Annotated in this window: 31 protein-coding genes; 18 read left to right on the top strand and 13 right to left on the bottom strand. The window is 32.3% G+C overall.

Annotated features, from left to right (window positions below; translation table 11 throughout):
- Positions 1-99: 99 nt before the first annotated feature.
- Both V5E38_RS12845 and V5E38_RS12840 read left to right on the top strand, forming a co-directional pair.
- A complete protein-coding gene (locus V5E38_RS12845; RefSeq protein ID WP_499210311.1) occupies positions 100-912 on the top strand; it encodes an alpha/beta hydrolase family protein in 813 nt (270 codons plus the stop codon).
- Between the two features lie 264 nt (positions 913-1,176).
- Positions 1,177-2,517 carry a glycosyltransferase family 2 protein gene (locus V5E38_RS12840; RefSeq protein ID WP_499210310.1) on the top strand — a complete coding sequence of 447 codons (1,341 nt, stop codon included), beginning with the start codon at positions 1,177-1,179 and terminating at the stop codon, positions 2,515-2,517.
- Between the two features lie 66 nt (positions 2,518-2,583).
- Here the strand turns inward: V5E38_RS12840 and V5E38_RS12835 are convergent, their stop codons facing one another.
- Positions 2,584-2,868, bottom strand: a complete 285-nt coding sequence (locus V5E38_RS12835; RefSeq protein ID WP_056475296.1) for a YiaA/YiaB family inner membrane protein — start codon at positions 2,866-2,868, stop codon at positions 2,584-2,586.
- A 270-nt stretch (positions 2,869-3,138) separates the two neighbouring features.
- Between V5E38_RS12835 and V5E38_RS12830 the strand changes: the two genes are divergently transcribed.
- Complete coding sequence (locus V5E38_RS12830) at positions 3,139-3,303, top strand: hypothetical protein (protein WP_175403474.1); 165 nt, start codon at positions 3,139-3,141, stop codon at positions 3,301-3,303.
- A gap of 68 nt (positions 3,304-3,371) precedes the next feature.
- On the opposite strand, the gene V5E38_RS12825 is transcribed toward V5E38_RS12830, so the two are convergent.
- The 3 genes from V5E38_RS12825 to V5E38_RS12815 form a co-directional block, all read right to left on the bottom strand.
- Entirely contained in the window at positions 3,372-3,770 is a 399-nt protein-coding gene (locus tag V5E38_RS12825) for a thiol-disulfide oxidoreductase DCC family protein (RefSeq protein ID WP_499210309.1), read from the bottom strand.
- Between the two features lie 17 nt (positions 3,771-3,787).
- Complete coding sequence (locus tag V5E38_RS12820; RefSeq protein WP_025672250.1) at positions 3,788-4,165, bottom strand: globin domain-containing protein; 378 nt, start codon at positions 4,163-4,165, stop codon at positions 3,788-3,790.
- A 124-nt stretch (positions 4,166-4,289) separates the two neighbouring features.
- Positions 4,290-4,808, bottom strand: a complete 519-nt coding sequence (locus V5E38_RS12815) for a VOC family protein (protein ID WP_499210308.1) — start codon at positions 4,806-4,808, stop codon at positions 4,290-4,292.
- Between the two features lie 153 nt (positions 4,809-4,961).
- On the opposite strand from V5E38_RS12815, the gene V5E38_RS12810 reads away from it, so the two are divergent.
- Entirely contained in the window at positions 4,962-6,200 is a 1,239-nt protein-coding gene (locus V5E38_RS12810) for a DNA polymerase IV (RefSeq protein ID WP_499210307.1), read from the top strand.
- Between the two features lie 104 nt (positions 6,201-6,304).
- On the opposite strand, the gene V5E38_RS12805 is transcribed toward V5E38_RS12810, so the two are convergent.
- Positions 6,305-6,985, bottom strand: a complete 681-nt coding sequence (locus V5E38_RS12805) for an N-acetylmuramoyl-L-alanine amidase family protein (protein WP_499210306.1) — start codon at positions 6,983-6,985, stop codon at positions 6,305-6,307.
- A gap of 226 nt (positions 6,986-7,211) precedes the next feature.
- Between V5E38_RS12805 and ggt the strand changes: the two genes are divergently transcribed.
- From ggt to V5E38_RS12790, 3 genes are read left to right on the top strand one after another with little or no spacing between them, the layout of a single operon-like run.
- Positions 7,212-8,828: a gamma-glutamyltransferase family protein gene (gene ggt / locus V5E38_RS12800; protein WP_499210305.1), complete on the top strand. Its 1,617-nt coding sequence runs from the start codon at positions 7,212-7,214 to the stop codon at positions 8,826-8,828.
- A 21-nt stretch (positions 8,829-8,849) separates the two neighbouring features.
- Complete coding sequence (locus V5E38_RS12795) at positions 8,850-9,431, top strand: chromate transporter (protein WP_097974568.1); 582 nt, start codon at positions 8,850-8,852, stop codon at positions 9,429-9,431.
- On the top strand, positions 9,428-9,955 hold the full coding sequence (locus tag V5E38_RS12790) for a chromate transporter (protein ID WP_499210304.1): 528 nt from the start codon (positions 9,428-9,430) through the stop codon (positions 9,953-9,955). The genes V5E38_RS12795 and V5E38_RS12790 overlap by 4 nt, the downstream gene beginning before the upstream one ends.
- Before the next feature lie 63 nt (positions 9,956-10,018).
- Here V5E38_RS12790 and V5E38_RS12785 read toward each other — a convergent pair whose 3' ends face one another.
- The 3 genes from V5E38_RS12785 to V5E38_RS12775 form a co-directional block, all read right to left on the bottom strand.
- Positions 10,019-10,939: an IS3 family transposase gene (locus V5E38_RS12785; protein WP_499213488.1), complete on the bottom strand. Its 921-nt coding sequence runs from the start codon at positions 10,937-10,939 to the stop codon at positions 10,019-10,021.
- Entirely contained in the window at positions 10,882-11,208 is a 327-nt protein-coding gene (locus V5E38_RS12780) for a transposase (RefSeq protein ID WP_499210303.1), read from the bottom strand. The genes V5E38_RS12785 and V5E38_RS12780 overlap by 58 nt, the downstream gene beginning before the upstream one ends.
- A 70-nt stretch (positions 11,209-11,278) precedes the next feature.
- Positions 11,279-11,713 carry an SET domain-containing protein gene (locus V5E38_RS12775; RefSeq protein WP_097974572.1) on the bottom strand — a complete coding sequence of 145 codons (435 nt, stop codon included), beginning with the start codon at positions 11,711-11,713 and terminating at the stop codon, positions 11,279-11,281.
- A gap of 250 nt (positions 11,714-11,963) precedes the next feature.
- On the opposite strand from V5E38_RS12775, the gene V5E38_RS12770 reads away from it, so the two are divergent.
- The 3 genes from V5E38_RS12770 to V5E38_RS12760 all read left to right on the top strand — a co-directional run bounded on the left by V5E38_RS12770 (position 11,964) and on the right by V5E38_RS12760 (position 14,518).
- A complete protein-coding gene (locus V5E38_RS12770) occupies positions 11,964-12,464 on the top strand; it encodes a hypothetical protein (RefSeq protein WP_499210302.1) in 501 nt (166 codons plus the stop codon).
- Between the two features lie 197 nt (positions 12,465-12,661).
- The gene (locus V5E38_RS12765) at positions 12,662-13,426 is read left to right on the top strand and encodes a MerR family transcriptional regulator (protein WP_499210301.1); all 765 of its coding nucleotides are present in this window, start codon (positions 12,662-12,664) and stop codon (positions 13,424-13,426) included.
- A 705-nt stretch (positions 13,427-14,131) separates the two neighbouring features.
- Positions 14,132-14,518 carry a hypothetical protein gene (locus V5E38_RS12760; RefSeq protein WP_499210300.1) on the top strand — a complete coding sequence of 129 codons (387 nt, stop codon included), beginning with the start codon at positions 14,132-14,134 and terminating at the stop codon, positions 14,516-14,518.
- Between the two features lie 136 nt (positions 14,519-14,654).
- Here V5E38_RS12760 and V5E38_RS12755 read toward each other — a convergent pair whose 3' ends face one another.
- Positions 14,655-15,575 (bottom strand): NAD(P)/FAD-dependent oxidoreductase, encoded by a 921-nt coding sequence (locus V5E38_RS12755; RefSeq protein WP_499210299.1) that lies wholly within the window; start codon positions 15,573-15,575, stop codon positions 14,655-14,657.
- A gap of 195 nt (positions 15,576-15,770) precedes the next feature.
- Here V5E38_RS12755 and V5E38_RS12750 point away from each other — a divergent pair, with 195 nt between their 5' ends.
- On the top strand, positions 15,771-16,694 hold the full coding sequence (locus tag V5E38_RS12750; RefSeq protein WP_499210298.1) for a DMT family transporter: 924 nt from the start codon (positions 15,771-15,773) through the stop codon (positions 16,692-16,694).
- Between the two features lie 81 nt (positions 16,695-16,775).
- Positions 16,776-17,639 carry an AraC family transcriptional regulator gene (locus V5E38_RS12745; RefSeq protein WP_499210297.1) on the top strand — a complete coding sequence of 288 codons (864 nt, stop codon included), beginning with the start codon at positions 16,776-16,778 and terminating at the stop codon, positions 17,637-17,639.
- 71 nt (positions 17,640-17,710) lie between these two features.
- On the opposite strand, the gene V5E38_RS12740 is transcribed toward V5E38_RS12745, so the two are convergent.
- Positions 17,711-18,652, bottom strand: coding sequence for a Gfo/Idh/MocA family protein (locus tag V5E38_RS12740; RefSeq protein ID WP_499210296.1), 942 nt, complete (start codon positions 18,650-18,652; stop codon positions 17,711-17,713).
- A 226-nt stretch (positions 18,653-18,878) separates the two neighbouring features.
- Between V5E38_RS12740 and V5E38_RS12735 the strand changes: the two genes are divergently transcribed.
- Positions 18,879-19,040 (top strand): hypothetical protein, encoded by a 162-nt coding sequence (locus V5E38_RS12735; RefSeq protein ID WP_176522467.1) that lies wholly within the window; start codon positions 18,879-18,881, stop codon positions 19,038-19,040.
- 165 nt (positions 19,041-19,205) lie between these two features.
- Here V5E38_RS12735 and V5E38_RS12730 read toward each other — a convergent pair whose 3' ends face one another.
- From V5E38_RS12730 to V5E38_RS12720, 3 genes are all read right to left on the bottom strand, one after another.
- Positions 19,206-19,817: a DsbA family oxidoreductase gene (locus V5E38_RS12730; RefSeq protein WP_499210295.1), complete on the bottom strand. Its 612-nt coding sequence runs from the start codon at positions 19,815-19,817 to the stop codon at positions 19,206-19,208.
- A 135-nt stretch (positions 19,818-19,952) separates the two neighbouring features.
- Complete coding sequence (locus V5E38_RS12725) at positions 19,953-20,336, bottom strand: hypothetical protein (protein WP_499210294.1); 384 nt, start codon at positions 20,334-20,336, stop codon at positions 19,953-19,955.
- Positions 20,337-20,408: 72 nt separating this feature from the next.
- Entirely contained in the window at positions 20,409-21,524 is a 1,116-nt protein-coding gene (locus V5E38_RS12720) for a BMP family lipoprotein (protein ID WP_499210293.1), read from the bottom strand.
- A 147-nt stretch (positions 21,525-21,671) separates the two neighbouring features.
- Here V5E38_RS12720 and rnz point away from each other — a divergent pair, with 147 nt between their 5' ends.
- The 5 genes from rnz to cbpA all read left to right on the top strand — a co-directional run bounded on the left by rnz (position 21,672) and on the right by cbpA (position 26,040).
- A complete protein-coding gene (gene rnz / locus V5E38_RS12715; protein ID WP_499210292.1) occupies positions 21,672-22,598 on the top strand; it encodes a ribonuclease Z in 927 nt (308 codons plus the stop codon).
- A gap of 113 nt (positions 22,599-22,711) precedes the next feature.
- Positions 22,712-23,464 carry a polysaccharide deacetylase family protein gene (locus V5E38_RS12710; RefSeq protein ID WP_499210291.1) on the top strand — a complete coding sequence of 251 codons (753 nt, stop codon included), beginning with the start codon at positions 22,712-22,714 and terminating at the stop codon, positions 23,462-23,464.
- Between the two features lie 158 nt (positions 23,465-23,622).
- A complete protein-coding gene (locus V5E38_RS12705; protein ID WP_387327473.1) occupies positions 23,623-23,952 on the top strand; it encodes a lmo0954 family membrane protein in 330 nt (109 codons plus the stop codon).
- Positions 23,953-23,967: 15 nt separating this feature from the next.
- Positions 23,968-24,609 carry a PspA/IM30 family protein gene (locus V5E38_RS12700; protein ID WP_069033441.1) on the top strand — a complete coding sequence of 214 codons (642 nt, stop codon included), beginning with the start codon at positions 23,968-23,970 and terminating at the stop codon, positions 24,607-24,609.
- A 783-nt stretch (positions 24,610-25,392) separates the two neighbouring features.
- Positions 25,393-26,040 carry a cyclic di-AMP binding protein CbpA gene (gene cbpA, locus V5E38_RS12695; protein WP_025671671.1) on the top strand — a complete coding sequence of 216 codons (648 nt, stop codon included), beginning with the start codon at positions 25,393-25,395 and terminating at the stop codon, positions 26,038-26,040.
- Positions 26,041-26,101 lie beyond the last annotated feature (61 nt).

Below are 26,101 nucleotides of genomic sequence, written 5' to 3'. Positions count from 1 at the left end.
GCATTTTTAAAAATATAGCAATTCAAAATTCAAATAATTTTGTTATTATTAGAATGATTTAATATTACGATAGAAAATTAAGAAATTTAGGTGGGAAAAATGATTAATTATTATGAAATAATCCCAAATATAGTTAGTAGGAAAGAAACAATCATCATGTTTCATGGTTGGGGTTCAACGATTGAATCACAAATACAACTTGGTAAAGAGCTATCTGAATTAGGATATAAAGTTGTTATTCCCGAAATTAAATACCATGATTCGAGACAGGCTCTGAATAACCATTTCGAACAACAGATTTTACAAACATATTTTTGGAAAACGATATTTGAAACAATTGATGAAGAAGATGAAATGATAGATCAGCTTTGTTTACAAAAAGAAAATACAATTCTGTTAGGTAGTTCAATGGGTGGTTTTATTGCAAGTGGAATGTTTTTTTCAACTAATTGTTATTCCGGATTAATTAATATTAATGGTTCTAGTTCTTTTCTATATTCTGAGAAAGATTTTCGTAAAAAAGATAGAAGAGAACCATTAAATGAAAGTGAATTGGAAACGTTTATAAAATATGATCCTAAATTTAAAGATAGTACGATAAGAAAGCCTGTTTTATTCTTACACGGCGAACAGGATTTAGTTATTCCAATTGGAGGGCAACTCGATTTCTTAACAACAAAACATCATTCTTATATAGATTTTCTTAAATATAAGGATGTAAATCATACGATCACAAGTAGTATGAAAAACGACTTAATCAATTGGGTTGATAAAAATTTTAAAAAGGAGGGATTTTTTATGAGTGAAAATTCACTACCAAATGGATTAGCTAAACCTGCTATTAGAGCATTAACTTCAGCAGGTTACTTACATTTGGAGCAATTCACACAATTAAGTGAAGCAGAAGTATAAAATTACATGGGATGGGCCCTAAGGCGATTAGGACCATTAAAAATGCATTGGAAGAGAAAGGATTATCTTTTAAAAAATAATAGTAGCTAGATTAAGAACTGATAGAATATCAGTTCTTTTTTATTTTGTCATTATTAAGTAATGCAGGGGGTGTTATAAAATCATTGATTAATACCTTTTTACCAAAAGTTGCTAGGATATTATTATAAATTATAGTGATATAATGAATTTATCGTTAAAATTTCATAAAAAGGAGGAAGGTTATTGGAACCTAACTTGTCTCCTATACAAAAAAAAAGAAACCGATATTATTTAACAGTAAATAAGAAATTTTGGTTTAGCCATTTTATTTCATTTTCTTGGTTAATTTTTTCAATTTATTTATCAATTCCTTGGGTAAAGGATTTATCTGACGTTGTTACTGCGCCTGTAGCAATCATTATTATAGGTGGTATTGCCTACATACCGGGCTATATGAGCACTTTTTTAGTCATAAGTTTACTACTCGATAAACAACCGAATTTTAAAAATGAATTTCCAAATGATTCGGTAACTGTATTAGTGGCTGCTTATAATGAAGAAGGTGCTATTTTTAATACGTTAAAATATATTTCAAATCAAGATTATACTGGTAAAATAAATATTATTGTTATTAATAATAATTCAACTGATGGTACAGATCGTGAAGTAATGAGGGCGAAAAAAGAGTTAAGTTCAAATATTACTTTATTACATCAACCAAAAGCAGGTAAGTTTCATGCACTTAATTTAGGCTTGGAGTATGTAAAAACACCATATGTCATTACATTAGATGCAGATACTTTAATTCATCCTTCTGCAGTAAGATACTTAGTTTCAAGAATAAAGAGTAGCCCTTCTGATGTTAGTGCTGTTGCTGGCTCAATGTTAGTTCGTAATAGTCGTGAAACATTTTGGACTAAGATTCAAGAGTGGGACTACTTCTTAGGAATTGCTTCCATAAAAAGACTTCAGGGATTATATCAAGGAACTCTTGTTGCACAAGGGGCGTTTAGTTTATATAAAACTGATTGTGTAAAGGAAGTTAATGGTTGGCCAGATGCAATCGGAGAAGATATCGTTTTAACATGGAGACTTTTACAAAAGCAATGGAAGGTATACTTCGAACCATTAGCAGTAGCATTTACTGATGCACCTACAACCTTTGGTCATTTTGCTAAACAAAGATCAAGATGGGCACGAGGTATGGTTGAAGGACTAATTGAAATAAAACCGTGGCAACAACCACAAGTTTATACGAAATATTTAACTGGTATTAATCTCATGATGATTTACTTAGATCTTATTTACACTTTATGTTGGATTCCTGGACTGATTTTAGCGTTTTTTGGAATCAACATTATTGTTGGTCCAATGACTTTATTAGTTCTCCCATTAACATTTATTAGCTATTCAATCCTTTATTTTTATCAGAAAAACTATGTTTTCCGTAATTTAAATTTAAGAATAAGAAATAATCGTATAGGATTTCTATTCTTCCTATTATGCTATCAAATGATTATGTCGCCAGTTTCACTTTATGGCTATATTCAAGAATTCTTTAAATTAAAACGAGTTTGGGAATAAAAACTTTATAATCATAAGGAAGGGGATCACAAAAGTACTGTACTTTTTGTGATCCCCTTTTTGTTTTTATAAATTAGTTGTTTCTTTCTTTGTTGAACTATCTAGTTTCATCTTTAATTGAACTTCTTGCTCAGCGATAATATCATCATCTTCGGCATTATCACGAACAACCTTTTGGGTTAAAATTGAGCCAACTGCTACTAATAGCATAACTGCAATATAATAACCTTTTTCGTTTAATTCCATATCTGCATTGTAAAGTCCGATACAAAATAAAAATACTCCTGCAACTAATGTAAAGTAAGCTAAAACAGTAAATGCTGGTGTGTTTCTACGTCTGTGCTTCTGCAAATTTAATCACGCTCCGGTTAAGATTTTTCTTAATTGTTTGACGTTAAAAATGCAATTAAGAAGGTATATATGATTTCAAAAAAATTTTTAACGTCTAATATTATTATATAAAATTTGTTATTGAATAGTAATAAAATTCTAATTAATTAGTAAATTAGAAAATATTACTGGAATTTTTTAGGAAAAAGCTAAATAAAAAATAGAGAAATACAAAAAGATATCTATCCACAAATAGATAGGAAATATTTATTTGGAGAGGATGGTCAGATTTTGAGTAATAGAGGTGCTGGTATTGGAGGAATCGTGTTTGTAGGCTGTATGTTTCTAGGCGGAGGAATTGGAAGTTTATTACATGAACCACATTCTGGTTGGCTAATTGGAATGGGTGTTGGATTTTTAGGGCTCGCTTTAACAAGATTTCTAATAAAAAGTTAATTCGGGAACTAAAAAAGAACCTCAAGGGGAAGTGATAACCTTGTGGTTCTTTTAATTGAAGAGGACTTTTATAAATAAAATCGATCCCTGATTTCTTTTGATGGAATCATACACGATTCGTTTTTTCCAAAGAATTTAAAACGATTTCTTGCGATCAGTCTATATAAATAGTCACGTATTGTAGCTGGGATTATGATAAAGGCATAGAAAAATTTTGGCCAGCCTTCTAAATTTTTTGCAATAGAAAGTGCAGCTGAAGATTCAATTTTTATTCTTCCATTTTGAACAAGAATAATTGAATCAATTGAACCAAGTTCGGGGTGATCCTTCTTAAGCTTTTCGCCAAATGTGGATTGTAGTGCGGCAAAATGAAAATAGCCTTTTTGGTCATGTTTAATTATAAATTGAACAGCTCCATTGCATAAAATACATTCACCATCAAATAAAATAACTGGCCTCTCGCTCATAATTTATCCCCTAAAGATTATTCTTGGTTCACCATATGGTAAGCAACATTTCTTAAATGTTGTAATAATGGCTCTTTAATTTCTTCATCTAAATCGACATCATCCATCGCTTTTCCCATGCAATCCAACCAGTCATGAGCTAATTCAATTGTAATTGGAAAAGGTAAATGACGCGCGCGCATTCTTGGATGACCGCGTTCCATACTATAATATTGTGGTCCACCTAAAAACTGTGTTAAAAATAGTTTTTGTTTACGAGCTGTTTCCTCCCAGTCACCTGGAAATATTGGTGAAAGTCTCTCATGCTTTGAAACATAAGAATAAAAAGTATCCACTAGCTCTTCTAATTTTTCTTTCCCTATATAATCATACATTGATTGATTTTCGTTACTCAAAAGAAAATACCTCCATTAATTTCAAAAAATACAATTTAGATAGGTTTATTTTATCTCTTTTTGGACTTTATGAGAAGTAAATAGGAATCTTCGGGGAATGTATTTTATTATTAAAACCCCTATTCTAATTAGAAGAGGGGTTTTCTTCATAAGCTTCAATTAAGTTGTTTATATTGATTTTATTCTTGGTTTGTAGAACAGCTTTCATTACTCGTTCAGATTTTTCTAGATTAGAGTCATTTAATAGTTGAGGTAAAATGGTCGGAACAATTTGCCATGAGACACCAAATTGATCTTTTAACCAACCACATGCTTGCGCATTTTTATCTCCATCCTTTGATAATTTTTCCCAATAATAATCTATTTCTTCTTGGGAGTCACAATGAATGATGAATGAAATTGCTTCTGTAAATTTAAAGTGTGGTCCACCGTTTAACGCAACAAAATCTAGCCCTTCTAAGCTAAATTGGATCGTCATAACAGCTCCTTCTTCCATACTGTTTGGGTCATGTCTTTCTTTTCCAAAACGTGTGATTCTTTCAATCTTTGAATTCTTAAATATAGAAGTGTAGTAATTTACGGCTTCTTCGGCTTGTGTATCAAACCATAAATTCGTTGATATTTTTTGAATTTTACTTTGCATAGCTTTTCTCCATTCATCCAAAAACGTTTATAATAATTAGAGATTGGTTTTAGATTTGATTCAAACTTTATCAGTTTTAACTATCTTCAACATTAATACACGTTTATAGGAAATATAAAAAAATGATATTATACTAGCATAGGAGGTGTAGCAATGAATCAATGGGCACCAAAGAGCGGAAGAGTCATTTTACATGTTGATATGAATTCATTTTTTGCTTCGGTTGAAATAGCGAATGATCCAACATTAAAGGGTAAACCAGTAGTTGTCGCCGGCAATGAAAAAGAGCGCAGGGGAATTATCGTAACGGCAAGTTATGAAGCTCGAGCTTATGGAATTCGGGCAACAATGCCATTATGGGAAGCGCGAAAAAAATGTCCTGAGATGATTGTGAAAACTCCAAATTTTGAAGCTTACCGAAAAGTCTCAAGGCAAATATTTGAAAAATTAGGTGCAATAAGTCCTAAAATTGAAGTGGCATCAATTGATGAAGGGTATATTGATATAACTAATTGTGATGAAAAACTAGGTCATCCAATTAAAATAGCTGAATTGATTCAGTCAATATTGTTAGAAGATCTGGATATGCCATGCAGTATCGGTATTGGGCCAAATAAATTTCTTGCGAAAACAGCCTCAGATATGAAAAAACCACTTGGAATTACTGTTCTTCGTAAGAGGGATGTTCCTACTATTTTATGGCCTAGAAAAGTAGGAGAAATGCATGGGGTTGGTAAGAAAACTGAAGAAAAATTAAATGAAATTGGTATTATTACAATAGAAGATTTGGCAAAAAGTAATGAAAAACAAGTACAAGAATTATTAGGTGTAAACGGTAAATCTTTAAGAAATAAGGCCAATGGAATAGATGAGAGAGAAGTCGATCCTAGTCGTATGCTTTCACATAAGACAATTGGCCAATCAACGACATTTTCATTTGATGTTTTTGAGGAACCCATAATTGCAGAAAAATTTGAAGCTCTATCTAAAAGGGTAGCTGAACGATTAATTAAGAAGGGTTTAGTTGCTGACACTGTGACAATTACACTTCGATTTAGTGACCGAAAAACAATTAATCGAAGTAAAAAACTTTCAACACCTGTACAACAAGCTAATGATATCTTTAAAGAGGCATTTGATTTATGGAAAAGAAATTGGAACGGAGAACCATTACGTTTAATCGGAGTAACTGTATCACAATTAAATCCAAAAGATGAAATATCAAAGCAATTAGACCTATTTTCTTTTGAAAAGGATGCCAAACAAGAACCATTGTTTGAAACATTACATAAATTGCAAGATAAATATGGAGAACAAGTGATTAGTTTAGGGAGACAAAAAAAGAAAATTGACTCAAACAATATATTAGATATATTGAAATCTACAGAGTAAACAACTGCTGGGCTTTCAATCGAAGGTCTTTTTTGTTGTCTTCGTTTTTTAACAAAAAAAGACGGTCTATTAATTAGACAGTCTTCAAATAGTTATATAACCGTTTAAACCTTCTCAATAATAATTTTAGTTGCTGTTGGAAGATATTGTTCCACTGCATTCAGTACATTTTGATCATCTTCATATGCACCGACCTGTACTCCGTCTACGATTACTCTATGCATTTCAGACTTAGCCTTAGCTGTTAAGTTAAATGCTTTTACTAATCCATTTACATGCCCTTGAGCTACTTTTTGACGCCAATTTGGGTCTTTTAGTTTTGCAGCATCACTTGCATTATCTATGAATCCATTTTCAGTTAGAATTGCTGGCATATTTGATTCACGTAATACATGAAAATTAGCTTTTTTCTTACCACGATCAGTTAGACCATTTACCTTTACGATTTCTGGATGTAAAACGTTTTGATATTGAGCTGAAGTAGACGTATCTGACAAACCATCGTATATATAATCCTCGTAGCCAGACGCTGATGTATTAAATGAATTGATATGAACAGATAAAAAGTAGGTAGCACCCCATGAGTTCGCATCGTTAGTACGTTCAGATAAAGAACGATCAGTATCTGTAGATCTGCTCATTCTAACCTCAACGTCATTATAGTTATTCAATAAATCTCTTATTCTTAAAGCGATATCCAAAGTTAGATCTTTTTCCTTTAATCCATTACCTACTGCACCTGAATCAGAGCCACCATGCCCTGGATCTAAATAAAGTTTCAACATTAAATTTATCCCTCCTAATGATAATCTATTCAAAGTAGCCTTTAGTTGAAATGGACAAGCATCTAATGTATATAACCAAATTTAAGAGATTTAGTTGAATTAGACATTCATTAATAGTTCTTTTATTTAGATTGATAGTTAAGTAGGGGAATACTAAAATATTGTCGAATTTAAAGATTAAGTTATATCTAATGTAACTATTGCCAACAGCCAAGGAGGAAAGTGTATGTATACAAAAATGAAAGCGAATGAACACGTTTATTCATCACATCGTAATGTGGTGTATGCTAGAAATGGAATGGTCGCTACTTCCCAACCATTGGCTGCACAAGTGGGCCTAGATATTTTAAAAAAGGGTGGTAATGCAGTAGATGCTGCAATCGCTACAGCTGCTTGCCTTACAGTAGTAGAGCCTACTTCAAACGGTATAGGTGGAGATGCATTTGCATTAGTTTGGATGAACGAAAAGTTATACGGTTTAGATTCAAGTGGACCAGCACCTAAAAATATATCAATTGAAAAATTAAAAAATTTAGGGTATGAAAAAATGCCTAAATTTGGTTGGATTCCAATAACTGTCCCTGGTGCTCCGGCTGCTTGGGTAGAATTATCGAATCGGTTTGGAAGACTTTCGTTAAAGGAAGTGCTGCAACCGGCAATTGAATATGCTCGTGAAGGTTTCCCGATTTCACCAACATTAGGTAAGTTTTGGAAAAAGGCTTATGAAATATACAAAAAGGAATTAAACTCTGAGGAGTTTGCTGCTTGGTTTGATACGTTTGCTCCAAATGGAAGAGCTCCTGAAGTAGGGGAAATTTGGTCGTCACTGGACCATGCAATAACTTTAGAAAAAATAGCCGAAACAAATGGTAAAGATTTTTATAAAGGTGAAATTGCAGATAAAATTATTGCTTCTTCAAATGAATATGGTGGTTTTTTAACAAAAGAAGATTTAGAGTCTTTTAAACCGGAATGGGTAAATCCAATAAGTATAAATTACAGAGGCTATGATGTTTGGGAAATCCCACCTAATGGACAAGGAATTGTCGCACTGATGGCTTTAAATATGTTGAAAAATGAACAGTTTGATGACAAAGAGAACGTAACTACATATCATAAACAATTTGAAGCAATGAAGTTAGCTTTTGCTTGTGGAAAGGAATATGTAACAGATCGAAAGTTTATGAAGACTTCGGTTGAAAGTCTATTAAGTGATCAATATGGAAAAGAACGCTTTTTGGAGATCACGGAAACTGCTCATACACCATTACCTGGAAGACCGCCTAGTGGAGGCACTGTTTATTTAGCAACAGCTGATGGAGACGGAAATATGGTCTCCTTTATTCAAAGTAATTATATGGGTTTTGGGTCAGGTATAGTAATTCCTGGAACTGGGATTGGATTGCAAAATAGAGGTTGTGATTTTAGCTTAAATGATAAACATGCCAACGCTTTAATTGGTGGAAAAAAATCATATCATACGATTATTCCGGCATTTTTAACAAAAAATAATAAAGCAATTGGACCATTCGGTGTAATGGGTGGTTATATGCAGCCACAAGGCCATGTTCAAGTAATCATGAATAGCATTGATTTTCATTTAAATCCCCAAGAAGCCTTAGATGCTCCAAGATGGCAATGGATTGAAGAGAAAATAGTTGAAGTTGAACCTAATTTTCCTCAAGAGATTGTAAAAGAGTTACAGGCTAAAGGTCATGAAATTAAGGTAGCAAAGGATACTGGAAGTTTCGGGCGAGGCCAAGTTATTTGGAGAAATGAAGACTCTGGCGTTTTAATGGGTGGTACAGAATCAAGAACGGACGGTTGTATAGCGAGTTGGTAAATATGAAAAGGAATTGATTTAATGAAACAATTAGAAATATTCATCGCTTTTTTTCGAAGTAGTATTTTAGGATATGGTGGGGGACCATCTACGATTCCTCTAGTTTATAAAGAAGTCGTGGATACGTATAAATGGATGAAAGACGAAGAATTTTCTGAAATTTTAGCTATAGGAAATATGCTCCCAGGTCCAATCAATACAAAATTAGCAGGTTATATTGGTTATCGTATTGGTGGCATAATCGGAATGCTTAATGCGATTATTGCAACGATCTTACCGACAATCCTTTTAATGATTATACTTTTAACATCATTAGCGTCTTTTAAAGATATTAAATGGGTGAATGGGATGAAGGAATCAATTGTACCTGTTGTAGGGGTAATGTTAGGTGTGTTAACATGGCAATTTTATCAAAGTTCAAAAAAAGGATTGAAAACACCAACAATATTAATTCATTTAGTTGTCGGTTTGTTTCTAATTCAATTTTTACACATACACCCAGCGATTATAATTGGTAGTTTACTACTATTTGCAATCTTCCAGCCAGTGAGAGCAACTTCCTCAAATGACCATCAGACGAGGAAGGGGAGTACAAACGAATGATTTATTGGAAATTATTTCTTTCATTTCTTATAACGAATCTTTTAGGATATGGTGGGGGGCCGGCTACCATCCCATTAATTCAAAATGATGTTGTTACACAAAATCATTGGTTAACTCAACAAGAGTTTCATGAAGCATTTGCCATGGGGAATGCCTTACCAGGTCCGATCGCAACTAAAATGGCTGGCTATATTGGATACAAAATTGGAGGGATCTTTGGTTCCTTTATAGCAGTCTTTGCAACGGTAATCCCTTCTTTATTACTTATGATTCTACTAATTGGATTGCTTTATAAAAATCGTGACTCAATTCGAGTTAAAAGAATGACAGCATATGTAAAACCAACAATTGTAGTACTATTAGGCATACTTACATATCAATCTTTTTCTGATTCTTTTCATGATATTGGAGCATTCCAAGTTATTTTTATTGCCGTTTGTACATTTTTCTTAATGGAAAAATTTAAAATTCATCCGGCTTTTGTAGTACTTGGTGCATTAATTTATGGTGCCATTAATCTTTAAAAATAAAAAAGAAACCAATTAATGGACTTACCCCTGTCAAGTAGACAGTAATTAAAAAGTACTTTAAGCAGCCTTAGCCCTGTATTCTATAGGGCTAAGGTTATTTAATTTCTTTTGAAATCTCTTATTATTGTAGTACCAAATATAACGTTTCACTGCGTGCTCAACTTGTTTTTGTTCGATAAATTGATATCGATAAAAACATTCTGATTTAAAATGACTAAAGAAACTTTCAATACATGCATTATCTAAACAATTTCCTTTTCTGGACATACTTATCTTTATATTGTATCTTTTAAGTGTTAGGTTATATCTTTTTGAGGTGTACTGGAATCCTTGATCACTATGTATTAGGAGACCACTTACATCTCTTTTTTTTATCCCTTTTTTTATGGTATCTAAAACGAGTTTTAAATCATTTCTTTCACTTAATTGGTAAGAAATAATTTCGTTATTATAAAGATCTTGGATAACTGAAAGGTATAGTCTTTTTCCGTTAAATATTAGATAAGTTATATCGGTTACCCATTTTCTATTTGGGTTATCTGAAGAGAAATCTCGGTTTAAATAGTTATCAGAAATGACATAAGGTTCTTTACGACCAAAATACTTCCATTTCTTAACACGAATTTTAGCCTTAATCCCATTTTCTTTCATAAGGCGATATACTCGTTTATGGTTTACTACTATTCCATATACTTTCTTCAACCATGTTTTTACCCTTACATACCCGAAACTTTCATTTACATCTGGATCTTCATGACATTCTTTAATTTTAGAAACAATAAATTGATCTTCAATTTGTTTAATTGAAGGGTTTTCTTGTTTCTTAGCCCATTTATAAAATCCACTTTTAGAAACTCCTGCAATCTTACATAGTAAAATAACAGGAAACTTTGTTTTCAGCTCAAAAATAACACTAAACTCTAGCGCTTTCTTTTTAGTACCATCTCCTTTTTCAAAGCTAAGAGCTTTTTTAAATATGCATTCTCAGCTTCTAATCTTTGAATCTTTTCTGCATCACTTAATGGCTCTAACCGTGGTCTTCCTATATTTGGTCCTTTTGCCTTTCCACGTTTTTCTTCAAGCCCTGCGATACCTTCATTTTTATAATGTTTAACCCATCTTTCTACTACTGAATGAGCAATTCCCAGTTGTTTACCTATAGTTTTTAATCCCATACCCTCATCAAAATACAGGTTAATCGCTTTAAGTTTAAATTCTTTTGTATAAGTTTTTCTAATTTTCCCCATAAAAAATTCCCCCTATAGTAGACAGTACAGTACCTTTCTTTTAACTGTCTACTATAAGGGGATTATTACATTAATTGGTTTCTTTTTCTTTTTCTTCTTCTTCTTTCTGTTTGCTCATAACTTCTTCATAATCTTTATTAAACCAAAGAGGATCCATATTATCCACTTCGCCATTATAGTTAATCAAAATTTCTTCGCCAGCTTTAATGTCTTTGTAAGCGAAAAAATCAAATGTGTGATTATCAAAGTTAATATCGTAAGTTGCATTTGCATCATAAGAATGGTTGAATAGCATTCCGTATCCTAGAAGAATAGCTGAATGATTAATACCATATTCAAATGCATAGTCTGCTAATAAAGTTTTCTCGATATGCTCATGTTCCTCGTTCGGGTAAGAAATAACTGGCGCCTCGTGTATCAGTTCACCTTTTGCAATATCACGTGTTGCAAAGACACCTCGATTAAATTCACCGTCACTCAACGTAGAAGTTTTAATTTCAATCATAATTACACCTATAATTCTCTCTTAAGTCTTATAAATAGTTTGCCACTAATTTAGATATAAATCAATTTTTTTATCTAATTAGCGTTATTCACATAAAAGTGCGTCTCTTTTTCGATCGAAAGAAGTAGTAAAACTCAGGACAAGTCTACTATAAGATTAAAATCGGATAAAATAAAAAAAATCTAAGTATATATTTTGCCAAAACATCAAATTATAAAATTGTTATATATATATAGGGAGGCAGATTATAATGAAATTTCTTTATAAGATTATGATTTTATTGATTGTAATGTCTTCTATTCTTCCAGGAAATAAGCAGGTAAATGCAACTAGCAAAAAGGAATTTCTGCGAATTGAAGGATATAAGCCAAACCAAACTGTAACCAAAATTCCTAATCTAGCTGATATTTTCCAGGTTTCAACAAATCAGATCCTAGTAACTTTTGATTCGCAAGTTGATCTAAATTTAGGAACAAAAGCATCATTTTATTGGATTCAAAGTTTATCTGATAAAATCCCTACCGGAATTGCATCTCTAGGAAGCAAAAGTCAATTTAATGCAAGGAACGCTTTATCAACTAATCAAGTTACAATTACAAAGGTACAAGGAGATAACAATTCATTCTTGTTAACCTTTAAACAAGAAATACCTTCAAATAAGCGATTTAAACTAGCAGTTCGTCATTTGCACGCTCCTGGTGGAAAACCATTTGATGGTATAAATGGTGTGAAAGTATTTACAGGTAAATAATTATTTAGTAGTTTGTCTATACGATGTAATCCCCTAAAGAAGAGGGGATTTTTTTATGTCTTGTAAAGAATGATGCCAAACGATCGTTTATGGAATATGTAGGTTACTCCGAAAAAAAATCTTAAAAAATATAAATTATAGAATTGACTTTAACGTTGCGTAAAGGTGTATTGTAATGATGTCAGGAGGTAGTCGCAATGGAATATACAGTACAAAAGCTTGGACTTCTAGCAGGAATCAGCACAAGGACTTTAAGATATTATGATGAGATTGGAATTCTTAAGCCGGCAAGAATTAACTCATCAGGATATCGGATTTATGGTCAAGCGGAAGTAGATCGCTTGCAACAAATCTTATTTTATAGAGAACTAGGTATGAATTTAGAAAACATTAAAGAAATTATCACATCACCTGATTTTAATAGTGCCAAGGCGTTAACCGAGCATCGTGAGCAGCTTCTTGATAAAAGAAAGCAATTGGATTTATTAATTACAAACGTTGAAAAGTCAATTGCTCTAACAGAGGGGAGAATTACAATGTCAAATAAAGAAAAATTTGAAGGCTTTAAGAAAGATATGATCGAAGAAAATGAAAAGAAATATGGAAAAGAAGCACGTGAAAAATATGGAGATGAAGCTGTTAATAAAGCAAATCAAAAAGTAATGAATATGACAGAAGAAGATCATAAAGAAGTAACGCGGCTTGCTGAAGAATTAGCAAAAACACTAGCTGAAGCATTTAAAACGGGCGATCCATCAAGTGAAATTGCACAAAAAGCAGCTGATCTGCATAAACATTGGTTAACATTTTATTGGAGCAAATATAGTAAGGAACAGCACGCGGGCTTAGCCCAAATGTATGTAGACGATGAACGCTTTAAAGCACATTACGATAAGGAACAACCTGGAACTGCTGAATTTTTAAGAGATGCAATTCATATTTACACGCAACATAAAAAATAAGTCGGGGAAGGTGTACTTAGACTAGTTCTAAGTACACCTTCTCATAATTCGTGAAAGGTTCATGAGGAAGTAAAACAGGGAAAAGAAGAAAAAAGGTTCCTCATGAGAGGTTCATAGGAAGTCAAACAGGAAAAAGAAGAAAAAAGGTTCCTCATGAGAGGTTCATGAGGAAGTAAAACAGGAAAAAGAAGAAAAAAGGTTACTCATGAAAGGTTCATGAGGAAGTAAAATAGGAAAAAGAAGAAGAGCCCATACTCATAAAAGGTTTACGAGCATTTAACAAACAAAATAAAGATGTTGTCATAATCCTAAGACTCCTATGGGATAAGCGGGAAGGCTGAGACCCCGCAGACTCGCCTAGGAGGCTTGGTCTCGCTCCATCGAAAGCGAAGAGCATCCAGTAGTGGAAATCAACATTACTCTACTCCTTTTACGAAAATTTGGTAATTTAATTGACAAGGTTGTTTTTCAACAGCGTGAGAAAGTGTACCTAGATTCAATCTAAGTACACTTTTTTTATATTTTTTTGGAAAAAAATAGTAAATGTATTCAACGAAATTTGGTATAATTATTTTTATGATTAAGTAGTTTGATGTAAATTTTATAGAGAAGTATTATAAATTTTTAAATAATGGAATGTTTATGTACAATATAGGTAAGAATTTGATTTAAATAATTCAATTTTTAAACTAAGGATGTACTAAAATGGACGAACAATTTATACCGAGGAAAGAGCGACATAAGAAGCGCTTTATTAGAAAGCGTCAAAATATTGAGCATGAAAAGATAAAGTTTAGTACTTATATATTAAGTGTATTTTATTATTTTTTATTATTTTTAATTTTCAATCTTGTACAATTTTATATATTTCAGCATGTTAAACATGTTAATCACACCATTAGATCACTTGGGAATTTTGATTTAACTAGAGCAATCATATCAGGATTAATCTATTTACTATGTATTATTTGTATTGAGGATACTTATAGAAGATATCGAATGCCTTCAACTTTCATCCGAATATTAATACCAATTTTAGTGTTTATTTTAGCAATCATCACTATGTATACTTTATTAAAAGTATTTTTCTAAAACGATTTATTAAGATGAAAACAGAAAAAAAGTATTACTTCATTAAATGATGTAATACTTTTTTTGTTGAGCTTAAATAGTAAATTTGTTAGAGAATGGATAGGGTGGGGGCAAATCGCTTATCTTTGTAAGTTGTTTATGAATCTTTTACACTCATTTCTAATAATCTTTTTTGAATCCAAACAGCGGCTTGGGTACCATCGCCCATTGCTATTGTGACTTGTTGAGAATGGGCTACTAAATCGCCGGCTGCCCATACATTTGGAACATTCGTCTCCCTTGTTCGTGGGTCTACAATAACGTGCTTATTATTTAAAAGATTTACCCCTAGTTGGATAGCAAGATTATTTTGTACTTCATTTCCACCAAAACCAATAAAAGCTCGGTCCCCATAAATTATTTCACCACTTTGTAAACAAATGCCTTTAAAAGTGGAATCATCTTCTTTGAGTACTTCTTTAATGTTTTCTTTTCGATAGTGAATTCCAATTTTCTGTAGTTGATCATTTAATTTGGTATCAACGTCATGTCCTTCGTGATTAATATATGTAATTTGTTTTGACCAATAAGCTAATGTTATGGCGAGATTTGCACCAGTATTACCAGATCCAAGTATTAAAACACTTTTATTTAAAATTTCATATCCATCACAGTCTGGACAAACATAAATTGTCGATCCAAGACAATCGACTAGATTTTTAATTTGAGGAATTCGATCAATTAGTCCAGTTGCGAGTAAGACTGTTTTGGCAGAATAAGATTTTCCTGCTTTCGTCTCTATTAAGAATTGATTGTTTACGTTATGTATACCTATTACTTTATCTTGGGTGAATGATACACCATAGACTTCAGCATGTTTTCTTCCTAGTTGTCTTAGCTCTTGTCCACTTACACTATTCGGCCAACCTAATATATTGCGATATGTTTTACATAATGTTGAGCGCCCATAATTTGAGTCAATTACGAGTACATTCCTTTGGTATCGCCCAAGCTGAATTGATGCCTGTAAACCTGCGAAACCTCCCCCTACTATGATACATTCAAATAACTCATTCATAGACTAGTCTCCTAAATCATTTAATACAAAATCGTATATGTTCAATTTTTCCAATTAAGCAATTTCTAATCACAATTTCTCAATTAATCTAATTGTTGAAAATTATGAGATTTTTGATTGATATATTCTGAATAGTTAGGTACGATTTTTTTATTAACTTATTTTAATTTGTTGTTTTTTGTGGAGGGAGTAAAAATGAGCGCAGATAAGATTGCCTTAACAAATTCTAGAACGAAGGGAATTATTCTCGTATTAACTGCGGCAATATTATGGGGCATATCTGGAACTGTTGCACAATTTGTATTTCAAAGAAATCATTTTAGTCCAGAATGGTTAGTAGTTATTCGATTATTGTTTTCAGGAATCATCCTATTAATTTTTGCTAGTCTGAAAGAAAAAAGAAATATAACAGAAGTTTGGAAGGATAAGAAGGATGTCTTAAGTCTATTGTTATTTAGTATTCTTGGGATGTTAGCAGTTCAATATACATACTTCGCCACAATAAAAGCATCAAATGCTGCTACTGCAACAATTTTACAATATTTGGCACCTGTCATTATTACATGCTATTTAGCAATGCGTTTCAAAAAAGGACCAACTAGAAAAGAGGTACTGGCTGTCATTTTAGCGTTTGCAGGGACATATTTATTGGTAACACATGGAACGATTAAAGGATTGTCTATTACTGGATGGGCATTGTTTTGGGGACTTACTTCCGCTTTTGCTTTAGCATTCTATTCAATACAACCTCAAAATCTTTTAAAAAAATTTGGGTCGACAATCGTAGTAGGTTGGGGAATGCTAATCGGTGGAATTTGTTTTAGCTTCATACATTCACCCTTTAATTTCCAAGGTCATTGGTCGATGAGTGCATATTTCGCAGTCATTTTTATTGTTATTTTTGGGACGTTAATAGCCTTTTATTGTTATTTAGAGAGTTTAAAGTATATTAATGCTTCTGAATCTAGCTTACTTGCATGTGTGGAACCATTATCAGCAGCTGTACTATCAGTCATTTGGTTAAGAATAAATTTTGAAATGATAGACTGGATCGGTAGTCTATGTATTATAAGTACGGTTATCATTTTAGCAATGGCTGATCGAAAAGAGGCTAATTGACTATTATCTGTCACAAAAGAGCATAAAAAGACAGGACTCAATAATTTTAACTTGTTAGGATGTAAATAAGGGAGGAGTCATATGGCTTGGGTTGAATCTTTACAAAAGGCAATTGATTATATTGAAGACAATTTATTAAACGAGTTAACGATTGAAGAAATTTCTAAAAAAGCTAATTCATCTGTTTTTCATTTTCAGCGAACATTTTCAATTTTAACTGATATTAATATAGCTGAATATATAAGGCGAAGAAGATTGACGCTAGCGGCCAATGAATTAACAACTACTGATCATAAAATAATAGACATTGCCTTGAAATACAGGTATGACTCTCCTGAGGCTTTTGCAAAAGCGTTTAGAAGACAGCATGGTGTAACACCAAGTGAAGCAAGAAAGTTTATTGGAAATCTAAAATCATATAACCGCCTTGTTATTCAGGTGAGTTTGAAGGGAGCAGAACCAATGCAATTTAATATTGTTGAAAAAAGTGCTTTTCAAGTAGTTGGCGTGAAAAAAGAGTTTTCTTATTTGAATGATCAACAACAGCAACTGATTCCTAAAATGTGGGATGAGGTTAATGAAAATGGTACGAGTGATCGTTTGTACGAAATTAACAACGGTGACATTAAAGGTGTTTTAGGTGTGTGTATGATGAGCGAAGAGCAAAAATCAAAAAATCTACTAGAATATTGGGTTGCAACCGAATATGAAGGAGATGTACCAGAAGGTTTTTATCATCATGAAATTCCTGCATCAAAATGGGCTGTATTTGGTGTTCACGGAGCAATGCCACATGCAATGCAATCGGCATGGAAGAAGATTTTTTCGGAATGGTTTCCTTCAAGCGGCTATTCACATGCAGGCATCCCTGAATTTGAACTTTATCCGGAAGGAAATCCATTTAGTGAAGATTATTATACTGAAATTTGGATTCCGGTAAAATAAATCCGATTATTTATTATAAGCGTTAAAAAAGGTGCTTCATAAAGAGAGCACCTTTTCTTTTATGTAGGGATTTATCCTCTTAATGCTTCTAAAACTACTTGTGCTTTGTAGCCTTCAGAGAAATCTATGATTGTAGCTTCTTCACCTTTTAGAGCCTTTACTAAATTGTCAATTAATGAATCAGCTAAAGTTTGATCGGCTTCAATTTGTTGAATTGGCTCGCCGATTTTTCCTCCTTCTAAACTAGCCCAATTTACTAAAGAAAGAGTTCCTTCCGAACCATATGCTGTAAATTTAATTTCTTCTTCACCTGCAATTTGGCTTAAGCCATCTATTAATACAGGAGTGCCATCTTCTAATTCTAAAAAGGCGATAATTCCATTTTCGGAAGCAATAGGGTCAGCGGGATATTGCATATGTTTCGTATTGACTTTCATGTTACCAAAAATCTTTTGAATTTGTTGAATATAATGCACACCAACCTCTAATACATAACCTCCTTGTTCTTTAGTAGCAACCCATTCATTTTGTTGCCATAGTCTCGGCCAATTTGGAAAACGCATCTTTAATTCGATTCTTCTTAAGTCACCAACATATCCAGATTTTATAAGGCTAGCAAAAGACTTACTACCAACATTATAGTTTAATGGAAAGTTCATAGCATGAAAAATACCTTTTTCTTTAGCTTGAGTATAAAGTCCTAGAGCTTCCTCTGTTGAATTTGCCAAAGGCTTTTCACAAAGCACATTAATTCCTTTTGCGATTATATCAGATACTACCGAATAGTGATATTTTGGAGGTACAGTCACATAAACGAGATCAAGTTCAGCATTTTCAAGCATCTCAAGATGATTTGTAAAAGTTAAAACTGATTCTAATTGGCTACTTGTTTCTTGAACTCTTTCTTCTAAAGTGTCACATATTGCTACTATTTTTGTTTCTTGGTTGTTTGAAAATAAAGGAATTAATCTTTGGCCAATTGCACCAAGACCAATAATACCAACTTTTATCATGAGAAAAACACCTTTCAAAATAGAATTATATTGTAATTATAGTAAGAAAAATTAAATAATTAAAGAAATAGGTATCATGTTCTTTGCATAAAAGAATTGAAGTATTACAAATTGCTCATTGAAAATAATTTTTTGAGTAAAAAGTTTTGGGAATTTCCAATTTCAAAAAGGGGTTTTCGACACAGAAAGAGAATATAATTCATTGATTAGTAATGGAGGTGACATCATGGAGAAGAAGCCATTGTATTATGATGGTAGTGGGGATGGAGAAAAATTAATTCAATCAGAAGTTGTAAAGCAAATGAGTATTGTTACTGAAGTAAGAAAAAATTTAACTGGTAATCCATTTGTTATCGATTGGAGTCAAGTTAAAGTAGCTGGGAAATGATTTGTTATTCGTGTTTGTTCTTGATTAAGAATGAACCAAAAACGATCAGCAAAATAATGAATTAAAAAATTGTTTATCCCACTTGATTTATTAAAATTAAAAAGGATGTCCCATAAGTTAGTAAGTTAAACAAACTTAAGAGATATCCTTTTTGATTAAAGAGTATTAACAGTTTCCATCGATATCGCAGCTTAATGAAGACTGCTCAACAAGTTTTTGGTTGTTTAAAGCTTGAATAAATGCCTCTTTACTTTGAACACCTTGTAAAACTTGATCACCAATTATAAATGTTGGTACTGCATTAATAAAATTAGGGTTTTGGATCGATGAGTCATACTTAGAATTTGAAACAGCATCTATGAATTGAGAACGGTCTAAGCCAAGTTTTTCAGCGATATCTGCAAGTACGTCTACATCACCAATTTCTTTGCCTTCTGTCCAAAAGTCTGCCAAAACCGCTTGTGCATATTCAGCACCTTTTCCATTTTCTTCAGCGAAAAAAAAGCCTCTGTGAGCTTTTTTAGTTGAAGGATGAGGATCCATAGTTGGTAAAATCATCTCTACACCGAGTTTTTGTGCAAGTGGTTGAACACCGAATTTCCATCCTTGTTGAATATAAGAACTATTTGGACTTAAAGGTTCAACTCCCTCAGGTCTTAATTGGAATGGTTTCCATACAAGCTCTACGTCGCTAACTTCTTTCATAGCGTCCTCAAGTGGTTTTTTTCCTAAATAGCAAAACGGACATACATAGTCCGAATAAATTGTAACTTTCATTATGAAACCTCCTAAATCAATTAAAGAAAGTATAAACAATATTAGAACTAAATCTCAATTTATTAGCTTCGAATTACGAAATTTTTATATGGAATAACTGATTTTCAAGTAAAAAAGAAATAGAGCATGAGAGCTCTATTTCTTTATATCATTGGTTGATTGATCATCAGGTGGTGGATTCGTTCCGATTCTAGCAGTGTTCAGATCAACAAATGCGTTTAAAAAATATTTTCTTCTTAAAAGTAAAACGGATAGTAGTAATAGACCACAGATTGATGTGAAAATCATTCCAGTAAGTAATCCACCTATATACATGAATGTATCCATTTGTGATGTAAAAAATGACCAAACTAAAATAGAAAGGATTCCGTCTGCTAAAACAATGGCAAGCGATACTACTAAATACGGTAAAAATTGTCCAGTCTCTTTTGTTTTCCTTGAAGCATATCTATACCCAATTGGTACAGATAAAAAGATGATAAAACAATAGAAGAGTAATATGAAATCTCGAATTGACATAGTATCACACCTAACTTTTTTTGTTGGTACTATACTATATGCAGAATATTCATATAATTGGACAAGAATTTTTTATTTACCAATTTTTACTTTTTTCTTTTTAATTTCTGCTTTTTCAGGCTTTGTAGGAGAGAAGTTATCAAAATCCTTTTTTGTTTCTGGTACTTCGATATGCCCTGTTCTTATATTTGCTTTATATAAATCAACTTGTTCTTTTGTGTCTTTATTTAAATTCTTATCTGTTTTTGCAAGGTCAACGCCATTTTCTTTAATGCCCCATCTCAAAATGCGTCCGCCTTGAAAGTTCCCTTTTAATTTCTTTGTAATTACTTCATCTACGCCTTTATCTATTCGTTTAATTGCTGATGTTAAGGTGACATTTTCAGGTAATCCTTGTTTATATTGATCCCGGTCAACACCAATTACCCAAACCTTTTTACCATTTTTCTTTAATTTTTTAGCTTCAGTAAATACACCTAATCCTGTTTTTCCTGCTACTTGGAAAATTATATCTACACCTTTATCATTGTATAGGGCCTTTGCTAATTTACTTCCCTCTGCAGGTTTATCATATGAATTTGCAAATTCAGTCAATACTTTTATTTTTGGATCGACTGACATAACACCTGCTTTAAATCCGTATTCAAATCTTTTTATAAATGGATCTTTTGTACCACCGATAAATCCAATCTTATGCGTTTTAGTGTTCATCGCTGCTGCAATACCAGCGAGGAATGCTGATTGCTCTTCACGATAGGTAACACTTACGACATTTGGTTTTTCAACAATCCCATCAATTATGACAAAGTCAGATTTTTTTTCTTTACTCGCAACTTCAGAGATGGTTTTTTGAAATGAATAGCCTATTCCAAATGTTAAATCATATTTTTTCTTTGCATACTTCATTAATTCTTTTTTTGCTGCTTTGTCGTTTGGGGCATCAGTTTTTACATAATTTTTATTTTCCTTCCAACCATGTTTCTTTCCAGTTTCTATAATTCCATCCCAAACTGCTTGGTTAAATCCTTTATCGTGAATTTCAGTTTTACCCATAACAATTCCAATCTTAAAATCATTTTCTTTTTCTTTCTCCGATGCACTTATATTATTATTTCGATTAGCACAGCTGGTTAAAGTAAGGCTAGCAATTAGTGAGACAGTGGCGATTTGGAAAAAACGACTTCGCATTGTTTTCCTCCATTTATTATTTTTTAAAAACTAAGCTCTATTGTGTAAATTTCCCAATCAATTCATAAATCATTCTTTAAAGTGTTGGCAATTTAATATACAAGTGGTACTGTAACAATTAGAAATGATTAAGATGGAGGCATGAACGTGAAGCTTGTATTTTTAGGAACGGGAGCAGGAATGCCATCAAAAGGTAGGAATGTAACAAGTATTGCATTACAGCTTTTAGAGGAAAGAGGAGCGACTTGGCTTTTCGATTGTGGTGAAGCAACACAGCATCAAATATTACATACGACAATTCGGCCACGACGAATCGAGAAAATTTTTATTACTCATTGCCATGGCGATCATATCTTTGGATTACCTGGATTATTAAGTAGTAGAACTTTCCTAGGTGGAGAAGATTTATTAACAATTTATGGACCTAAAGGGTTAAAGGATTATGTAGAGACCAGCTTTAAAATTAGTGGTACTTATTTGAAATATCCGATTCATTATGTTGAAACTTCTGAAGGGATCGTTTTTGAAGATGACCAATTTATTGTTCAAGCAGTAGAGCTTGAACATGGGATTCAATCATTTGGTTATCAAATTATTGAAAAGGATTTACCTGGGGAATTGAACGTAGGGGAATTAAAGAAAATTGGTGTAAAACCAGGGCCAGTTTATAAATTCCTAAAAGAAGGGAAAACAGTAACGTTAGAGGATGGAAGAATTTTAAATGGTAAGGATTTTATTGGGCCTTCAAAAAAAGGTCGACGCATTGCAATAGCAGGGGATACTCGTATAACTGATAAAAGTAATTTGCTTGCAAGAGGTATGGATGTATTAGTACATGAATCAACCTTTGCAGACGATGAAACAGCTCATGCATATGATTATTTCCATACTACAAGTACTCAAATTGCAACTGTTGCTAAATGTGAGGAAATTAAAACACTCTATTTAACACATATTAGTGCAAGATATCAAGGGGAAGCTTCAAAAAAATTATTAGATGAAGCACGTGAAATCTTTGATCATACATATATAGCGAATGATTTTGATGAATACGAAATCACAAGAAATGATTAATTTTCAAGATTGAAATTTTTCAGTTAAGATGCAGAGCTTTTAAAAAGTTGAGAAGTGTACATAAAAGAATAGTTTAGAGACATGATATAAGTATTCTGCGTAAAAGGAAGGTCATGGCTTTGAAACAATTAAAAGTTATCCTTTTATTTATTTTTTATTTCCAATCTATTTTTTACAGTTCTATTAATGCATCAGCTGAAAGTAAAAATCGATATTACTATGAAAAGCAAGGTACTGCTATTTGGGAGGTACCTGTAAAAGAGAAAGTAATAGCAATTACATTTGATGATGGGCCGAATGATGAATATACTCCAGAAGTTTTAGATTTGTTAAAGAAGTATAATGCTAAAGCAACATTTTTTTTAGTGGGTGAGAGAGTTGCGAAATTTCCTGAAGTTGTAATGAGAGAAATAGAAGAAGGTCATGAAGTTGCGAATCATACATATACGCATGCTAGACTTCAGTATTTAACTGATGATCAAATAAGAGATCAATTACATAAAACTCATGATGCAATTATAGCTGCAACTCATGTCGAACCAGTATTATTTAGACCACCATTTGGTTACTATAGTGAGCGTTCGATAAATACAGTGCATGATCTTGGCTATTTAACTGTAATGTGGTCATGGCATCAGGATACATTTGATTGGCAAAATCCTGGAGTATATAAAATCGTATCAAATGTATTAAAAGATACTAGAAAAGGAGATATTGTTCTTTTTCATGATCACGGCGGTGACCGTAGTCAAACTATCGAAGCACTGAAACAAATCTTACCAGCTCTTCAAAAGCAAGGTTATCAGTTTGTAACGGTATCACAACTATTACAATTAAAAGCAGGAGTTAAACTTCCTAATTTTTAGTCAAAACCAGATCAATGGATTATCCAAATTGATCTGGTTTTTTGTGTTTCTGGCTTTTCTACTTCTTAAGTCTGATATAAAACCATTCCTCAGGCCATTATTCCAATATAAAAACTTGTATAAGATAAGAGTATAAGTTGAAAGGAGGCGACGAGGTCATGAAGAAGTTCTTAACTTTTATCCTCGTACTAATATTAATTGGAGTTGCTTTAGCGAATTTAGGTGGCTTGATTACTTTAGCACTTGGGTTAGTAATCACATATTTCAGTTTTAAAAAGTTTATGAAAACAGATTCGATTTTAATGAAAATCATCTGGACAATTATTGGATTAATCGGATTATCGATTGCAATAAGTGGTCTTCCTTCTTTAATAGGTGCAGCAGCAGCAATTTTGCTTTATTACCTATATAAAGATTATAAAAATCAAAAAAACCTTAAAGATGATGAATTTAATATTTATGATGAAAATTTCAACCCTATAAAATAAGAGGAGTGTATGACTATGAAAAACTTATTTACTCGTATTAAAAATCAAATCTCAGCGGATTTACATGGCTTATTAGATGAGAAAGAACAACAAAATCCTATCTCACAATTAAATTACTTCATTAAACAATCTGAAAGTGAATTAGGAAAAGTAAGGGGATTACTTGAAAGACATTACTCATTACGTACGAAATTCCAGGTCGAACGTGAGGGAGCACTTCAAATGGTGCAAAAACGTGAAGAACAATTAAAGGTTGCAAATGAAGCTGGAGCTGAAGAGTTAATCAAACGTGCAACTGAAGATCTAGCTTTTTATAAAGAACAAGCTGAAAAGTTTGTTACGTTAATCGCTAAAACAGAAGAAGAAATTAGCTTTATGCATGAGCAAGTTAATCAAATTGAAAAAAAGTTAAAAGAGCTTCATACGAAAAAATATGACTTAATGTCTCGCCAAAACATGGCTCACGCGACAAAAAAAATAAATGAAACTCACCATTTACTTAATAGTAAAATGCCATCAATTGACTTCAACTACTTTGAAAAACAAATTCGTGATTTAGAGCTAAGAGTTCGTTCAGAATTTGATCTTCAATCATTTGATTACAAAATTGACTTATTAAAAAAAGAACTAACGAATAAAGTAAAGCAAGAAGCATAATCGTTTTCGAGAAGAAGAGATCACCTATCTCTTCTTTTTTTGTGTGGATTTAAAATGGAACAATTCAACTAATTTCATTTTTTTTCACTGAGAAGTAGATGAGTGAGGTGGATTTCCACTACAGGAGGTTATGAGTAAGTAATTCTCAAGAAAAAGCAATTTAAGTTACTTATGAACCTTTTATAAGGAGGTACAGAGAAAAAGCAAATTAAGTACCTCATGAACCAGTTATGAGGAAGTAACTTACAAGAAAAAGCAATTTAAGTACCTCATGAACCAAAAAGCAAAATAAGTACCTCATGAACCTTTTATGAGTAACTAAATTACAAGAAAATACATTCTAAGTACCTCACGAACCAGATTTTTTGTCTTTTCTTTGATTATTTTGGAATAAATTTCTCTTTTAAAAATATAGATATGATGTTGACTTTAAATAGTATTGTAAAATTATTTGAAAATTTTGAATTAGTTTGCGAAACAAAAAAGGTACATTTTGAGAAAGGGCGAATTAATTATGAAAGGCTTCGAGATGGTTTTAAAAGACATTGTTATTTATTAACGTAAGATTCCCACATAAATAAAGATCCTACATTTAAGGAGCGTATAAGGAGGTTTGTAGAGTTTCAATCTTTGGGATGAGGGGCTTGAATCGATTCTACTTATGTTAACAGTGCTTTTAATTAAAACATGCGACTTGAAGGAGTTTTAATTTTTGTATATGTGTTTTTAAAATAGAAAAATTAAGAATGATTAGTAAAATAAATTTTGAAAGTAGGGTTATTATTGAGAATTAAAGGTAATATCGTAAAAAAACATGATGTAGTTCATTGTATGGTTTCAACTGAGGCGCAGTTTGCATGGGATCTTTTAAAGAAAACAAAATATCGATGTATTCCGGTTTTAAGTGAAAATGATAAAGAGTATGTTGGGAATCTTTATCGTGTTGATCTAGCTGAGTATTTAGTAGATAACGATTCTTTGCAAGGCAAGACAGTAAATGATTTTGTGCGCAAAGAATGTCCACCAATTCAGGAGGATTCACCATTTTTCAAAGTATTCTTTACGATTAAACGTTTTCCATATTTAGCAGTAGTAAATGATTTAAATGAATTTGTAGGAATTTTAACGCATAAAACAGTTTTTGAATTATTAGAAGAAGCATGGGGACTAAAGGACGGCGGTTATTCATTAACTGTTAGTACGATGGAACATGAAGGTGCATTAGCAAGATTAGCTAAGCTTGTAAATAAATATTCTAATTTGAAGAGCTGTATTACACTAGATAGTGATTCGGTTTATCGAAGAGTTTTAATTACGCTACCACCAACTATTAGTGAAGACGATTATATTAAGTTGAAAAAAGATATTATTAAAAAAGAGTTTCATATTATGCATGAAGAAGTTGCAACAAGTCATGCTACTCAAAAATGATTAAAAAGAAGAGCAAGGGGATCATTATACAGTCCCTTGCTCTTTTTTTATAAGCATATTT

Source organism: Rossellomorea sp. GAMAL-10_SWC, assembly GCF_049568075.1.
Lineage (GTDB): Bacteria > Bacillota > Bacilli > Bacillales > Bacillaceae_G > Gottfriedia.
Note: the sequence above shows the minus strand (reverse complement) of the source record. Positions and strands in the feature narration are given on the sequence as shown.

Excerpts from the sequence above, each read along its gene's own strand:
- V5E38_RS12775 (WP_097974572.1), bottom strand. The coding sequence starts at position 11,713 with ATGATTGAAATTAAAACTTCTACGTTGAGTGACGGTGAATTTAATCGA.
- V5E38_RS12845 (WP_499210311.1), top strand. The coding sequence starts at position 100 with ATGATTAATTATTATGAAATAATCCCAAATATAGTTAGTAGGAAAGAA.
- V5E38_RS12755 (WP_499210299.1), bottom strand. The coding sequence starts at position 15,575 with ATGAATGAGTTATTTGAATGTATCATAGTAGGGGGAGGTTTCGCAGGT.
- V5E38_RS12815 (WP_499210308.1), bottom strand. The coding sequence starts at position 4,808 with ATGCAAAGTAAAATTCAAAAAATATCAACGAATTTATGGTTTGATACA.
- ggt (WP_499210305.1), top strand. The coding sequence starts at position 7,212 with ATGTATACAAAAATGAAAGCGAATGAACACGTTTATTCATCACATCGT.
- V5E38_RS12720 (WP_499210293.1), bottom strand. The coding sequence starts at position 21,524 with ATGCGAAGTCGTTTTTTCCAAATCGCCACTGTCTCACTAATTGCTAGC.
- V5E38_RS12740 (WP_499210296.1), bottom strand. The coding sequence starts at position 18,652 with ATGATAAAAGTTGGTATTATTGGTCTTGGTGCAATTGGCCAAAGATTA.
- V5E38_RS12730 (WP_499210295.1), bottom strand. The coding sequence starts at position 19,817 with ATGAAAGTTACAATTTATTCGGACTATGTATGTCCGTTTTGCTATTTA.
- V5E38_RS12750 (WP_499210298.1), top strand. The coding sequence starts at position 15,771 with ATGAGCGCAGATAAGATTGCCTTAACAAATTCTAGAACGAAGGGAATT.
- V5E38_RS12760 (WP_499210300.1), top strand. The coding sequence starts at position 14,132 with ATGGACGAACAATTTATACCGAGGAAAGAGCGACATAAGAAGCGCTTT.
- V5E38_RS12735 (WP_176522467.1), top strand. The coding sequence starts at position 18,879 with ATGGAGAAGAAGCCATTGTATTATGATGGTAGTGGGGATGGAGAAAAA.
- V5E38_RS12710 (WP_499210291.1), top strand. The coding sequence starts at position 22,712 with ATGGCTTTGAAACAATTAAAAGTTATCCTTTTATTTATTTTTTATTTC.
- V5E38_RS12790 (WP_499210304.1), top strand. The coding sequence starts at position 9,428 with ATGATTTATTGGAAATTATTTCTTTCATTTCTTATAACGAATCTTTTA.
- V5E38_RS12770 (WP_499210302.1), top strand. The coding sequence starts at position 11,964 with ATGAAATTTCTTTATAAGATTATGATTTTATTGATTGTAATGTCTTCT.
- V5E38_RS12810 (WP_499210307.1), top strand. The coding sequence starts at position 4,962 with ATGAATCAATGGGCACCAAAGAGCGGAAGAGTCATTTTACATGTTGAT.
- V5E38_RS12745 (WP_499210297.1), top strand. The coding sequence starts at position 16,776 with ATGGCTTGGGTTGAATCTTTACAAAAGGCAATTGATTATATTGAAGAC.
- V5E38_RS12725 (WP_499210294.1), bottom strand. The coding sequence starts at position 20,336 with ATGTCAATTCGAGATTTCATATTACTCTTCTATTGTTTTATCATCTTT.
- V5E38_RS12780 (WP_499210303.1), bottom strand. The coding sequence starts at position 11,208 with ATGGGGAAAATTAGAAAAACTTATACAAAAGAATTTAAACTTAAAGCG.
- V5E38_RS12825 (WP_499210309.1), bottom strand. The coding sequence starts at position 3,770 with ATGAGCGAGAGGCCAGTTATTTTATTTGATGGTGAATGTATTTTATGC.
- V5E38_RS12795 (WP_097974568.1), top strand. The coding sequence starts at position 8,850 with ATGAAACAATTAGAAATATTCATCGCTTTTTTTCGAAGTAGTATTTTA.
- V5E38_RS12765 (WP_499210301.1), top strand. The coding sequence starts at position 12,662 with ATGGAATATACAGTACAAAAGCTTGGACTTCTAGCAGGAATCAGCACA.
- V5E38_RS12705 (WP_387327473.1), top strand. The coding sequence starts at position 23,623 with ATGAAGAAGTTCTTAACTTTTATCCTCGTACTAATATTAATTGGAGTT.
- V5E38_RS12700 (WP_069033441.1), top strand. The coding sequence starts at position 23,968 with ATGAAAAACTTATTTACTCGTATTAAAAATCAAATCTCAGCGGATTTA.
- V5E38_RS12805 (WP_499210306.1), bottom strand. The coding sequence starts at position 6,985 with ATGTTGAAACTTTATTTAGATCCAGGGCATGGTGGCTCTGATTCAGGT.